Below are 13785 nucleotides of genomic sequence, written 5' to 3' on the forward strand. Positions count from 1 at the left end.
CACTTGCTCATGCAGCCTTTCGGTTCCATAACATCTCCCGTGAGCGTGCCCCGATTGCTGATCGGGGCGCTGCTCATGGGAGGCGTCTACCTGATCTGGTATGCGTTCAGCCGCTTCGGACTGGCGGCAGGCGCGGCGGTGGCGGTCGTTCCGCTGGCGCTGTGCATGCTTTGGTTCTCGCTGCGCAACCCCGCCGTGGCGATGCTCGGCATGTTCGCCGTGAACTACTACATCATGGTGCTGACGCGCTACATGCACGACAAGCCGTTCGGCGTGATCCTCGACGCCCTGCTGGCTTTCAACCTCCTGCTCCTGCTCCTGCAATCGATGGTCGGGCGGGTCGAGTGGCGCCGCGCCCGGACGGGGCTTACCCTGGTCTCGGCGATCTGGCTGGCCTACTGCTGCCTTGAGCTGGTCAACCCCGAGAGCGTCTCGTCGGCAGGGTGGTTCATGGCCGTGCGGTCGCTGGCGATCTATTTCTTTCTGACGGTCGTGCTGACCCAGATCACGATGGCCCGCTACAAATACCTGCGCTACATGCTCGTGCTGTGGTCGCTGCTGACGCTTACGGCCGTCGCCAAGGCGCTGATCCAGAAATACATCGGTTTCAATGCGGCCGAGAACTACTGGCTTTTCGTGCTGGGCGGCAAAACAACGCACATCATCCGCACGGGCGTCCGCTATTTCTCGTTCTTCAGCGACGCCGCGAATTTCGGAGCCAGCATGGGTCTTTCGATGGTCGTCTTCTCAATCTCGGCGCTCTACTGGCGCAATCCGTGGATGAAATTCTATTTCCTGCTGGTCGCCGCCCTGGCCTGCTACGGCATGCTGATCTCGGGCACGCGAAGCGCCCTGGCCGTGCCGTTCGTGGGCTATGCGGTCTTCGTGATGCTGTCGCGCAACATCCGGATGATCGTCGCGGGTTGCGTGGTGCTCGTCGGGGCTTTCGTCTTTCTGAATTTCACCACTTGGGGCAGCGGCAATGCCATCGTGCGCCGTGCACGCAGCGCATTCAACACCCAGGACGCCTCGTTCCGGGTGCGGCTGGAGAACCAGGCCAAGCTGCGCGAGTTGATGCGCGACAAGCCGTTCGGTGCCGGACTGGGGCACGGCGGCGGCAAGGCCAAGACGTTCGCTCCGGACGCTCCGCTCTCGCAAATTCCCACCGATTCGTGGTACGTGATGGTCTGGGTCGAAACGGGTGTCGTGGGGATTCTGCTCCACATCGGAATCCTGCTTTATGTGTTGGGCTGGGGGGCATACCAGGTCGTGTTCCGGTTGCGCAACGTCCAGTTGCGCGGCCTGACGGCCGCGCTCGTCTGCGGCATTTCAGGCATCGTGGTGATGGCCTACGGCAACGAGGTCCTCGGGCAGATACCTACGGGCGTCATATTATATATGGGTATGGGATTCATCTTCCTTGCGCCCCGCTTCGACCGCGAACTCGCGCAGGCGGCCGCAGCGCCGCTGCCCGACAACCGGGTGCTGGCCGCACGGGCCGCAGCCGCCTCGGCGTTCCCCGACGACATCTCCAAAACCCCGCAGCCATGACACCGCGCCTCTCCGTCATCACGGTCAACTACAACGGACTGCCCCTGACCGTCGCGCTCGTCGACTCGTTGCGGCGCCACCTCGCAGATGCGGTCGAAATCGTCGTCGTGGACAACGGCTCGGCATGCGACGAGGCCGCCGAGCTGCGGCGGCGTTACCCCGGCATCACGGTCCTCCGAAGCGAGCGCAACCTCGGTTTCGCCGGGGGCAACAATCTCGGCATCCGAGCCGCCAAGGGCGACTACCTGCTGCTGCTGAACAACGACACGGAGGTCGCGGACGATTCGCTGCTCGACCTGTGCCGCACGCTCGACCGCGATCCCGCGGTGGGGGCGGTATGTCCCAAAATCCGCTTCTTCGCCCCGCCCCGCAACATCCAGTTCGCGGGCTATACGCCCCTGACGCGGATCACCCTGCGCAACGCGCTCATCGGCTTCGACACCCCCGACCGCGGGCAGTTCGATACGCCGCACGACACGCCCTACGCCCACGGCGCGGCGATGATGTTTCGGCGCGAGGTGCTCGAAAAAGCCGGTCCGATGAGCGAGGTCTATTTTCTCTACTACGAGGAGCTCGACTGGTCGGAGCGCATCCGCGCGGCAGGCTACCGTATCGCCTACGATCCCCGGGCCACGGTCCTGCACAAGGAGAGCGCCACGACCGGACAGCAAAGCCCCCTGCGGACCTACTACCTCACGCGCAACCGCCTGCTCTACGCCCGCCGCAACCGCTCGGGCGCCGTGCGGCTGCTCTCCTACGCCTACCAGCTCTGCGTCGCGCTCCCGAAAAGCGTCCTCGCGTCGCTCTTGCGGGGCCGCAGCGACCTCGCCCGCGCCGCCCTGAGGGGCGCCGGCGGATTTTTCAACCTCAAAAACAAAACGGCATGATCCTGACCGTCCTGGACTGGCTGCTGGTCGTAGCGCTGGCGCTTCCGGCGCTCTACCTTTTCGTCTTCGCGCTGGCTTCGGCACGCCGTCCGCAGCCGCCCTATCCACCGGCACGGCGCCAGCGGCGCTTCGTGACGCTGATCCCCGCCTACAAGGCCGACGCGGTGATCCTCCGCACGGCCGAAGCGGCACTGGAGCAGAACTACCCCCGCGAGCTGCACCGCGTCGTGGTGATCGCCGACAGGCTGCGGGCGGAGACACTCGCGGAGCTGCGCAAATTGCCCCTGACGCTTCTCGAACCCGTCTTCGAAAAGAGCTCGAAAGCCAGGGCGCTGAATTTCGCCGTCGACAACATGGGCCCCGACGCCGCCGACGCGGTGGCGATCCTCGACGCCGACAACCTTGCGGGCTCCGACTTCTTGGCGCGGCTCAACGAGGTTTTCGACGCGGGCGTCGAGGCCGTGCAGGCCCACCGCACGGCCAAGAACCGCGACACCGACACCGCGGTGCTCGACGCCGCCAGCGAGGAGATCAACAATGCCATCTTCCGCCGCGGCCACGTGGCGCTGGGCTTCTCGTCGGCGCTCATCGGTTCCGGAATGGCTTTCGACTACGCCTGGTTTTGCCGCAACATTCCCCGCTGCACGACCTCGGGCGAGGACAAGGAGCTCGAAGCGCTGCTGCTGAGCCAGGGCATCTTCATCGAATACCTCGACGATGTGCGCGTACTCGACGAAAAAGTGCAGGCCGAGGGAGCCTACTACAACCAGCGGCGGCGCTGGATCGCGGCGCAGTTCTACGCTCTGGCCGCCGCCGTGCGCGAGCTTCCGGGGGCGCTCGCACGCGGTAACTGGGACTACTGCGACAAGCTGCTGCAATGGTGCATGCCCCCGCGCATGCTGCTCCTGGGGCTCATCCCGCTCTGGACCGCGGCGATCACGGTGCTCGATCCGGCGGCTTCCGTCAAGTGGTGGATCACGCTCCTCGTACTGCTCTTCGCCCTGGCCGTCGCCCTGCCCGATGAGCAGACCGACCAGCGGCTGGGCCGCGCCCTCAGGCGCATGCCCGTGCTGTTCCTCCTGACCCTGAGAAACCTGTTCCGCCTGGGCGGCACCAAGGACACGTTCATCCACACCCGGCACACCGGAGCTTCGACCGTTCCGGACAAAACACCCCCGACGTTATGAAGATAGCCATCGAGGCACAGCGCATTTTCCGCCCCAACAAACACGGCATGGATTTCGTCGCGCTCGAAACCATCCGTCAGCTGCAACGGCTCGACACCGAGAACGAATATTTCATCTTCGTCGGCGACGGTCCCGACCGCTGCCTGGAGGAGAGCCCCAACCTGCATATCGTCACGCTCCGCTGCCTTTCGTACCCCCTCTGGGAGCAGTGGGCCCTGCCGCGCGCGGTGCGGCGGGTGGGCGCCGACCTCTTGCACTGCACGAGCAACACAGCCCCGGTGTGTGCGCACACACCGCTTGTTTTGACCCTGCACGACATCATTTTTCTGGAGAAGCAGACCGCCCGCAACCCCTCGCTCTACCAGTCGCTCGGGCGACTCTACCGCCGCCTGGTCGTGCCGCGCGTATTGCCCCGCTGCCGCAGGATCGTCACCGTGTCGCAGTTCGAGTGCGACCGCATCCGCACCGCCTTGGGGCTCGACCCCGCGCGGATCGTGGCTATCCACAACGGGTACAACCCCCGTTTCCGTCCGCTGGAGAACTGCGCGGAGGTGACCCGCAAGTACCTCCCCGAGGAGCGCTACCTCTTTTTTCTGGGCAATACCGACCCCAAGAAGAACACCCCCGGGACGCTTCGGGGCTATGCCGACTATGTGCGACGCTCGGCCGCACCGCTGCCGCTGTTAGTGGCCGATCTGACGGAGCAGGACACCCAGGCGATCCTGCGCCAAATCGGGGAGCCGAACTTACGGGAGATGCTCCGCCTGCCGGGTTATATTCCCAACGGCGACTTGGCGGCCGTCTACAACGGGGCCGCGGCATTCCTCTACACCTCGCTCCGGGAAAGTTTCGGCATCCCGCAGCTCGAAGCGATGGCTTCGGGCACACCCGTGGTCACGTCGAACACCTCGGCAATCCCCGAGATCGCGGGTCCGGGTGCGCTCATGGTCGATCCGACCTCGCCCGCGCAGATCGCCGACGCGCTCCTGAGGCTCGAAACCGACACGGATTTCCGCCGCGAGCAGATCGCCTACGGGCTCGAACGCGCAAAATGCTTCTCGTGGGAGCACACGGCCCGCGAGCTGCTCGCACTCTACCGATCGCTGAAATAATAGAATCACAATATGAAAGCTCTTTTTCTGACATTTCACGGTTTTTCCGAACACAACGGCATCACCAAAAAGATACGCAGCCAGGTGGAGGCGCTCCGCCGGAACGGTGTCGAAACGCACCTGTGCTACCTGCGCTACAACCCCGACGGATCGCACACGCGCATGATCGACGACGGCGAACTGGAGACCTACCCGAACAGCATTGCCGGAAAGATTCAGAAGCGCATCCGCTACCGTGCCGTAACGGATTACGCGTTGCGCGAGGGCATCGGTCTGGTCTACATCCGCGGCGCGAACAACTGCAACCCCTACACCGTCGCCATGGTCCGCCGTCTGAAACGAGGCGGTGCAAAGGTCGTCTACGAGATACCCACCTACCCCTACGACGGGGAGTTCAAAGCCTCGTCGCGCAAGAACAAGGCGCGGCTTCAGGTGGACAAACTTTGCCGCACGAGCCAGGCCGCACACCTCGATTACATTGTTACCTACGCCAACGTGCCCCGGATATTCGGGGCACCGACCATCCCGATCTCGAACGGCATCGATTTCGACAAAATTCCCGTACGAGCAACCCGGCAGCGCCCGGCAAACGAATTCAATCTCATCGGCGTCGCGGAGTTGCATTTCTGGCACGGCTTCGACCGCGTGATCCGGGGAATGGCCGGCTACTACGCCTCGCCGCAGGAGGTCGAGGTGCGCTTCCACATCGTCGGCTACGGCACAGACGGCACGCTGGAAAGGTTGCAGCAAATGGTCGCGGAGTACGGATTGCAGGAAAAAGTGATCTTCCACGGGCCCCAGTACGGCGAAGCGCTCGACCGGGTTTTCGACCTTGCGGACATGGGGGTGGCCAGTCTGGGACGCCACCGCAGCCACATCACCGACATAAAAACCCTCAAGAACCGGGAATATGCCGCCCGGGGCATTCCGTTCGTCTACTCCGAAAACGATTCGGATTTCGACGACAAACCCTATGTCCTGAAAGTTCCTGCCGACGAAACCCCGGTCCGGACCGCCGATCTGATCGCATTCAGCGACCAAGTGCGACTTACGCCGAAGCAAATCCGCGGTTCGATCGCCGAATTATCCTGGACCAACCAGATGAAAAAAGTACTCGATCGCTTATTCAACTAAAACACAGCAACCATGCTCGACAGCAAACCCAAGCTCAAAAAGTTTCTGCTTTACCTGCTCATCCATCCCTATTCGGCCCGTCCGCGGCTGTGGGCACGCATTTTCGTGATTCCCTTGGTCATCAAGCGGGGGCGCGGCACCATCATCCGGCGCAAAGCACGGCTGGACATCATTCCTTCGAAAAAATGCGTGCTTGGCTATCGCTGCATCGTCGAAGATTACGCCATCCTCAATAACGGCATGGGAGACATCCTGATCGGCGATTACTCCCAGGTAACCTCCCGCGTCAAGCTGGTCGGTCCGGTCACGCTGGGCAAGCACGTCATCATCGGCAGCGGCGCGCAGGTAACCGGCCTGACACACAACTACACCGAGGTGGACAAACCCATCGCCCTGCAAGGGGTCACACCCAACCGGACCGTCGTCGAGGACGACGTCTGGATCGGCGGCAACTCCTGCATCAACCAGGGCATCACCATCGGTACGCACTGCATCGTCGCCGCGGGCAGCGTGGTCACCAAGTCCGTTCCGCCCTACTCGGTCGTTGGAGGCAACCCGGCGCGCATCCTGCGTCGATATGATTTCGAGCGCAAGGAGTGGGTTAAACCGTAAACATGGCTGTCCCGGTCATATACGTCGTCATCGTCACCTACAACGGCCTGCGGTGGGTGGATGCGTGCTTCGGGTCGCTGAGAAACTCCTCCGTGCCGCTGCGCACGGTGGTGGTGGACAACGCCTCGACGGACGGCACGGCGGAGCGGATCGCCGAGCGCTTTCCCGAGGTACATCAGATCCGTTCGGGCGAAAACCTCGGCTTCGGGCGCGCCAACAACCTGGGCATCCGCTACGCCCGCGAGCGGGGTGCCGACCATTTCCTGCTGCTCAACCAGGACGCCTGGCTCTTCCCCGACACCGTGGCGCGGCTACTCGCGGCCGAGGACCCGGCGTGCGGCATCCTCAGCCCCGTGCACTTAGACGGGACCGGCGAGAAGATGGACCGGGCATTCCGCAAATACGTCTTCGGCAAAGAGGCGACAGGGGGCGACAGGGAGTTGCTGGCGGCTTTCACCACGCCGCGCGACGTACAGTTCGTCAACGCCGCGGCGTGGCTGCTGCCCCGGCGGACCATCGAGACGGTGGGCGGTTTCGACCCGATCTTCGCCCACTACGGCGAGGACGACAACTATTGCCACCGGGTGCTGCACCACGCCCTGACGATCCGCGTGGTTCCCGACGCCGCGATCTGCCACGACCGGCAGGGCACGAAAAAGCCGCTGCAAACGGCCTGGGTCGGGCGCTACCTGTTGATGACATACGCCGATCCGCGCTACACGCCCTGGCAGGCGACGCGACGCACGGCCGTTGTGCAGCTGCGGCTGCTGGCGAAAGTGCCCTGGCTGCTGGCAGCGGGACGCTCGGAGGAGGCCCGGCAAATCGGGCGCGCCTACGGCGATCTGTGGCGCCGCCGCCGCGAGGTGGCCGCCAGCCGCCGCCGCGACGCACAACCCGGCCCGCGCTGGCTGGAAGAGGAACCGAACCATGAGTAACGTCCGCAAAGAGCTGATTTCCGGAGTATTCTACACCTCCGTCGCCAAGTATACGGGTATCGTCGTCACGCTCGCGGTCTCGGGCGTGCTGGCGCGTCTGTTCACCCCCGAGGAGTTCGGCGTGGTGAACATCGCCACGGTGATCATCGCCTTTTTCGCCATCTTCAGCGACCTGGGCATCGGACCGGCGGTCATCCAGCACAAGACGCTCAGCCGCCGCGACCTGGGCAGCATCTTCTCGCTTACGGTCTGGTCGGGAGCCGTCATGGCCCTGCTCTTCTTCGCCGCCTCGGGGCTCATCGCCTCGTTCTACGACGACTCCCAGACGCTGAGGAACATCTGCCGCATCCTCGCGCTGAACCTCTTTTTCGCTTCGGCCAACATCACACCCAACGCGCTGGTGCTGCGCGACAAGCGCTTCCGCTTCGCGGCCGTGCGGTCCCTCTCGGTGCAGGTGCTGGGCGGCACGACGGCCATCGCGGCCGCCTATGCCGGAGCGGGCATCTACGCCCTGACGATCAATCCCGTGCTGTCGAGCCTGCTGCTTCTGATCGTCAACCTGCGCGCATACCCCCTGCGCTTGCGGCTGCGCCCCCGGCGTGCGGCTCTTCGAAAGGTCTTTTCGTTCTCGGCCTACCAGTTCGGCTTCCAGTTGATAAACTATTTCAGCCGCAACCTCGACAAACTGCTGATGGGTCGCTACATGAGCCTCTCCGAACTGGGCTACTACGACAAGTCGTACCGCCTGATGATGCTCCCGCTGCAAAACATCACCTACGTCGTCTCGCCGGTCATGCACCCCGTCTTCTCGGAGATGCAGCACGACCTGAGAAAGCTCGCCGACAACTACCTCAAGGTGATCCGCCTGTTGGCATTCATCGGTCTGCCGCTCTCGGTGGTGCTGTGGTTCACGGCCCGCGAACTGGTGCTGGTGATCTTCGGCGACCAGTGGATGCCCTCGGTGCCGGTGTTCCGCATCCTTACTCTCTCGGTGGGCATTCAGATCGTCCTCTCGACCTCGGGGGCCATCTTCCAGGCGGCCAACGCCACGCGGATGCTCTTCGTGTGCGGGGTCATCACCGCCGCGCTCAACGTCGCGGCGATCTCGACGGGCATCTTCGCTTTCGGCACCATCGAAGCCGTCGCCTGGTGCATCTGCACCTCGTTCGCGTTGAATTTCGTGCTGTGCTACGTGCTGCTGTTCCGGCGCACGCTGCATGCGCCGATGCGGCCTTTCTGGCGGACATTCCTTTCGCCGCTGCTGCTCGCGGCTTTGCTCTCATTGCCGCTCGCCGCAGTGGAGTGGCTGCTGCCGCCGATGCCCCTCCTTGTCTCGCTGGCCGCAAAAGGCGCCGCAGCCGCCGCAGTCTGGGTCCTCTACGTGCAGGGACGGGGCGTGTACGACCTGCGCGAATTGACCGGCAGCATGCTGTCACGTAAAAAACCGAACTCCGATAATCCGAATGTCCTATGACTAAGCTTGCGATTCTTTTCTGGGCCGCAGTGGCTCTGGTCTTTTACACCTACCTCGGGTACGGCATCCTCTTGTGGGGCATGGTAAAAATCCGAGAGACCCTGTGTCCGCGCAAAAACGCGGAACGCCCGCCGCAGACACCCGAGGTGACGCTGCTCATCGCGGCCTACAACGAACAGAAGGTCGTGGCCGAAAAGATGGCCAACTGCCGGGCGCTGGAGTACCCCGCCGGGCGGCTCGAGGTGGTATGGGTGACCGACGGCTCGACCGACCGCACCGTCGAACTGCTGGGCGCCTACCCCGAGATCAGGGTGCTGCACGACGCACGGCGCGGCGGCAAGACCGCTGCGCTCAACCGCGCCATGGAGCATATCACGACGCCGCTGGTGGTCTTCACCGACGCCAACACGATGCTCAACCCCGCAGCCGTGCGCGAAATCGTCCGGGCGTTCGACGATCCCCGGGTGGGGTGCGTGGCCGGAGAGAAGCGCGTGACGGCTGCCGCGGGAGCGGGAGCCGCAGCGACCGAGGGAGTCTACTGGCGCTACGAATCGAAGCTCAAGGAGCTGGACGACCGGCTCAACACCGCCGTGGGCGCCGCGGGCGAACTGTACGCCGTCCGGCGCGAGCTGTTCGAGGTGCTGCCCGAAGATACGCTGCTCGACGATTTCGTCTGCTCGATGCGCATCTCCGCGCGGGGCTACCGGATCGCCTACTGCCGCGCGGCCTACGCCCTGGAGAGCCCCTCGGCCGACATGGGCGAGGAGCAGAAGCGCAAGCAGCGCATCGCGGCCGGCGGGCTGCAATCGGTATGGCGGCTGCGCCGGCTCCTGAATCCTTTCGGGCACGGGCTGCTCACGTTCCAGTACGTCTCGCACCGTGCGCTGCGCTGGACCGTGACCCCTGTGGCGCTCGCGGCGCTTTTGCCGCTCAACTTAGCACTCCTGTGGTCCCGTCACCCGGTGCTCTACGCCGTACTGTTCGCCCTGCAAATTCTCTTCTACGGAGCGGCCCTCGCGGGATGGCTGCGGGAGCGCCGGGGCCGCAGCGGAGGCCTCATGAGCGTCCCCTACTATTTTCTCTTCATGAACCTCAACGTCTTCCGCGGCGCCCGCTACCTGGCTAAGCACCGCGGACGCGGCGCCTGGGAGAAAGCGCGGCGCGCCTGAGAAACCGTTTGGAAAACGCGGAAAAAATCGTTAGATTTGCAAAACGTAAAGAGCTGACCGCCATGAAAAATATCGCCCTGAGGCCCGAGGACTACACCATCCTCGCGGTCGATGATATTACCACCAACATCATGCTGCTGAAAGCCGTGCTGAGTCGTGCCAAGTACAAGATCATCACGGCTACGGGCGGCACCGAAGCGCTCGAAAAGGTCGCCTCGGAGAGCCCCGACCTCATTCTGCTGGACATCATGATGCCCGACATGGACGGTTACGAGGTGCTCCGCCGGCTCAAGGCCGACCCCGCGACCGCTGACATTCCGGTGATCTTCCTCACGGCCCTGCACAACCCCGAGGACATCGTCAAGGGATTCAAACTGGGCGCGAGCGACTACGTTTCCAAGCCTTTCAACCACGAGGAGCTCATCACGCGCGTGGCGCACCACATCTACCTGGCGGCGGCCCAGCGGACCATCACCGCACAGCGCGACGAATTGCAGGCCACGGTCGAGGCGCGCGACAAGATGTACTCGGTGATCGCCCACGACCTGCGCTCGCCGATCGGCACGCTCAAAATGGTCTTCAACATGCTCTCGATGAGCCTTTCGAAAGAGGAGATCGGCGACGAGAATTTCGAGATGCTCACCATGGGAAACGACATTACCGAGAGCACGTTCATGCTGCTGGACAACCTGCTCAAATGGACCAAGAGCCAGATCGGCCGCATGAATACGGTCTTTCAGGAGGTGGACATTTCGGAGGTGGTGCTCTTCGCCAGCAAAATGTCGGACATGGTGGCGCAGGTCAAGAACATCCGCGTGGAGTACGACATTCCCGGCCCGATCCGCGTGCGCTGCGACGTGGACATGGTCAAGACCATCATGCGCAACCTCATGTCCAACGCCGTCAAATACAGCGACGAGGGCGGCCGCATCCTCATCTCGGTACGCGAAACGCCGACGCACGCCGCCGTCTCGGTCCGCGACTACGGCATCGGCATAAGCGAAGAAAACCTGCCGAAACTGCTCAACCCCGAGGTGCATTTCACCACCTACGGCACCCGCAACGAGGAGGGCTCGGGGCTGGGGCTGCAACTCTGCATGGACCTCACGCGCCGCAACGGCGGGGAGCTGACGGTCGAATCGACCGAGGGCGAGGGATCGACATTCACTTTCACCATAGCCAAAGAGAACCGGGAGGTCAACCAAGGTGAAAGGTGAACTTTGCGGGTAAGCGAGTGCAGAGACCGCTTGCGGGCTATGCCGAGCGAGAGCAAAGTCAACCCGCTGAAAGCGGGTGAAAGGTGAAAGGTGAAAAGTCGAATGGTATCTGTCATCCCGACGGAGCACGAGCGACGCGAGGGAGCATGACGGTCTGCCGTTATTCATGCTATTCGTAACGTCAGCAAAGAATCTGCCGCGGGCGTAAGACGCCCGTTTTATGGGCGCCGGCCGGTTCGGGTGCTTTTCAATCGGTTCAGCGCTCCCGGGCATCTTTTTTCTTTCGAATTCTGAATCATGAATTTTGAATTTCGTCGCGCAGCCGCAGCTCCGCAACGACCATTTTGTGGTCGCTCACATCGTCGCGCGGCATGTAGTAACGCACCCCCTGAAAGCGGTCGTTGTCGTAGAAGATATAGTCGATGCGCAGCAAGCCGCCCAGATAGCGGAACGTGCCGCCGTAGCCGTTTCCGGCAGCCCGAAAGCCGTCCCTCAGATCGCCCTTGAGCTTGCGGTAGGAGTAGGACGAGGGCGTGTCGTTGAAATCTCCGGCCACAACGACCGGCCAGCGGGTCTTATCGGCCGCACTCCGTATCTCGTCCACCTGCCGGGCCCGTATCTTGCTGTTGCGCTCGACCTCCCCCATTACCCGGTCCACGGGAGCATCGCGGTTGTAGTCCTTGCGGAAACGGCGCCGGAGCGCCGAGACGCCCGAGGTTTGCAAATGCACCGAAAAGATGCGCACCGTGTCGTCCCCCACGGCCAGATCGGCCCACATGTAGTCGTTGTCGGTATCGGGAAAAGAGCCGTAATAAGAATCGAGAATCGGATAGCGGCTGACAAGAGCCTGCCCGTTCCGGCGCACGAAATAGGGCATTTCGGGGGCGAAGAGCGCGGCGATGCTGTCGGCCGGGTAAGCCCCCTCTTCGACGAACTCCTGCATGCAGAGCACATCGATCTCCTCCCGGCGGGCAAGACGTGCGATGGCCCGAGCCGAGGGGGCCAGGCGGCTCAGGCGGCGGAATCCATTGACATTGAGCGTTCCGACTTTCAGATCGCTCCCCTTTTCCCCGACCCGAATATCGGGAAGCTGGATCATGGACGAGACATAACCCATGTTGAGCACCAGGGCCGCCAGCGGCATCATGGCCACACCCCACCGGCGGCGGGCCAGCCACCAGATCATCGCCGCGAGGTTCACCAGCAGGATCACGGGCATCAGCAACGCGATCGAAGCCCAGAAATCGCCCCGCTCGGGCGACACGTAGGAGGCCCGCCAGCTCACCACGGCGGCAGCGAGCAGCAAGGCCGTGAAAATCACGCCAAGTACGTGCAGGAGACAGGAAACGGCTTTACGACCCATGTTTTATTCTTTTCAGTGAATTTATAAGGTACAAATATAGTGCGTTTCGAAAGAAATAGTTTAAATTTGTAGTTCAAAACACACATTCATCGCCCATGAAGCGAATTCTGATTTCCGGCGGCGCCGGGTTCATCGGCTCCCATCTCTGCGAACGGCTCCTCTCGGAAGGCAACGACGTGATCTGCCTGGACAACTATTTCACCGGGCACAAGAGCAACATCCGGCACCTGCTGTCACATCCCAACTTCGAGGTGATCCGTCACGACATCGTCTACCCCTACATGGCCGAGGTCGAGGAGATCTACAACCTGGCCTGTCCGGCCTCGCCGATCTACTACCAGCACGATCCGATCAAGACCACGCAGACATCTGTGCTGGGGGCCATCAACATGCTCGGCATGGCCAAATACAACCGGGCCAAAATTCTGCAAGCCTCCACCTCGGAGGTCTACGGCGACCCGCTCGTCCACCCCCAGCGGGAGGAGTACTGGGGTCATGTCAATCCGCTCGGGCTGCGCTCGTGCTACGACGAGGGCAAGCGCTGCGCCGAATCGCTCTTCATGAGCTACTACCGCCAGCACGGCGTCCGGGTGAAGATCATCCGCATCTTCAACACCTACGGACCCAAGATGGACATCAACGACGGGCGCGTGGTCTCGAATTTCATCGTGCAGGCGCTCCGGGGCAGGGAGATTACGATCTACGGCGACGGCGAGCAGACCCGTTCGTTCCAGTACATCGACGACCTTGTCGAAGGCATGATCCGCATGATGAACACGACTCCCGACGATTTCACGGGACCGGTCAATATCGGCAATCCCAACGAGTTCACCATCGCCGAACTGGCCCGGGAGGTGATCGCGCTCACGGGGTCGAAATCGCGGATCGTACACATGCCGCTCCCGTCGGACGACCCGCAGCAGCGCAAACCCGACATCACGCTGGCCCGCAACATGCTCGGAGGCTGGGAGCCGGCGATCCAGTTGCGCGAGGGGCTCCGGAAGACCATCGCCTATTTCGAGGAGGTGCTCTCGCGGGGCGGGGTCCGGCGCTGAGACGACGCTCTGCCTCGCCGACAGTCGCGGAGCCGGGAGCCGGTTGGGCAGAGCGAAGCCCGTACAGTGCGGTGCCGGGAAACCGGCTT

12 protein-coding genes are annotated in these 13785 nt (G+C 63.0%); 11 read left to right on the forward strand and 1 reads right to left on the reverse strand.

Annotation, left to right across the window (positions count from 1 at the left end; genetic code table 11):
* Positions 1–45 precede the first annotated feature (45 nt).
* From ACMQ11_RS11140 to ACMQ11_RS11185, 10 genes are all read left to right on the forward strand, one after another.
* The gene (locus ACMQ11_RS11140; RefSeq protein WP_418992846.1) at positions 46–1551 is read left to right on the forward strand and encodes an O-antigen ligase family protein; all 1506 of its coding nucleotides are present in this window, start codon (positions 46–48) and stop codon (positions 1549–1551) included.
* Positions 1548–2438, forward strand: a complete 891-nt coding sequence (locus ACMQ11_RS11145) for a glycosyltransferase family 2 protein (RefSeq protein WP_418992847.1) — start codon at positions 1548–1550, stop codon at positions 2436–2438. The genes ACMQ11_RS11140 and ACMQ11_RS11145 overlap by 4 nt, the downstream gene beginning before the upstream one ends.
* On the forward strand, positions 2435–3625 hold the full coding sequence (locus ACMQ11_RS11150) for a glycosyltransferase (protein WP_418992848.1): 1191 nt from the start codon (positions 2435–2437) through the stop codon (positions 3623–3625). The genes ACMQ11_RS11145 and ACMQ11_RS11150 overlap by 4 nt, the downstream gene beginning before the upstream one ends.
* Positions 3622–4737, forward strand: coding sequence for a glycosyltransferase family 4 protein (locus tag ACMQ11_RS11155; RefSeq protein ID WP_418992849.1), 1116 nt, complete (start codon positions 3622–3624; stop codon positions 4735–4737). Before ACMQ11_RS11150 ends, ACMQ11_RS11155 begins: the two co-directional genes overlap by 4 nt.
* 12 nt (positions 4738–4749) lie before the next feature.
* Positions 4750–5871: a glycosyltransferase gene (locus ACMQ11_RS11160; protein WP_418992850.1), complete on the forward strand. Its 1122-nt coding sequence runs from the start codon at positions 4750–4752 to the stop codon at positions 5869–5871.
* A gap of 12 nt (positions 5872–5883) precedes the next feature.
* Positions 5884–6483 (forward strand): acyltransferase, encoded by a 600-nt coding sequence (locus tag ACMQ11_RS11165; RefSeq protein ID WP_418992851.1) that lies wholly within the window; start codon positions 5884–5886, stop codon positions 6481–6483.
* 2 nt (positions 6484–6485) lie between these two features.
* Positions 6486–7418, forward strand: coding sequence for a glycosyltransferase family 2 protein (locus ACMQ11_RS11170; protein ID WP_418992852.1), 933 nt, complete (start codon positions 6486–6488; stop codon positions 7416–7418).
* Positions 7411–8892, forward strand: coding sequence for a lipopolysaccharide biosynthesis protein (locus ACMQ11_RS11175; RefSeq protein ID WP_418992853.1), 1482 nt, complete (start codon positions 7411–7413; stop codon positions 8890–8892). Before ACMQ11_RS11170 ends, ACMQ11_RS11175 begins: the two co-directional genes overlap by 8 nt.
* Positions 8889–10061, forward strand: coding sequence for a glycosyltransferase family 2 protein (locus ACMQ11_RS11180; RefSeq protein ID WP_418992854.1), 1173 nt, complete (start codon positions 8889–8891; stop codon positions 10059–10061). The genes ACMQ11_RS11175 and ACMQ11_RS11180 overlap by 4 nt, the downstream gene beginning before the upstream one ends.
* A gap of 62 nt (positions 10062–10123) precedes the next feature.
* Positions 10124–11278: a response regulator gene (locus ACMQ11_RS11185; protein ID WP_418992855.1), complete on the forward strand. Its 1155-nt coding sequence runs from the start codon at positions 10124–10126 to the stop codon at positions 11276–11278.
* A gap of 295 nt (positions 11279–11573) precedes the next feature.
* On the opposite strand, the gene ACMQ11_RS11190 is transcribed toward ACMQ11_RS11185, so the two are convergent.
* The gene (locus tag ACMQ11_RS11190) at positions 11574–12641 is read right to left on the reverse strand and encodes an endonuclease/exonuclease/phosphatase family protein (RefSeq protein ID WP_418992856.1); all 1068 of its coding nucleotides are present in this window, start codon (positions 12639–12641) and stop codon (positions 11574–11576) included.
* A gap of 95 nt (positions 12642–12736) precedes the next feature.
* Here ACMQ11_RS11190 and ACMQ11_RS11195 point away from each other — a divergent pair, with 95 nt between their 5' ends.
* Positions 12737–13696: a UDP-glucuronic acid decarboxylase family protein gene (locus ACMQ11_RS11195; protein ID WP_418992857.1), complete on the forward strand. Its 960-nt coding sequence runs from the start codon at positions 12737–12739 to the stop codon at positions 13694–13696.
* Positions 13697–13785: the final 89 nt, after the last annotated feature.

Origin of the sequence: Alistipes sp. (assembly GCF_048465575.1) — a bacterium.
Lineage (GTDB): Bacteria > Bacteroidota > Bacteroidia > Bacteroidales > Rikenellaceae > Alistipes.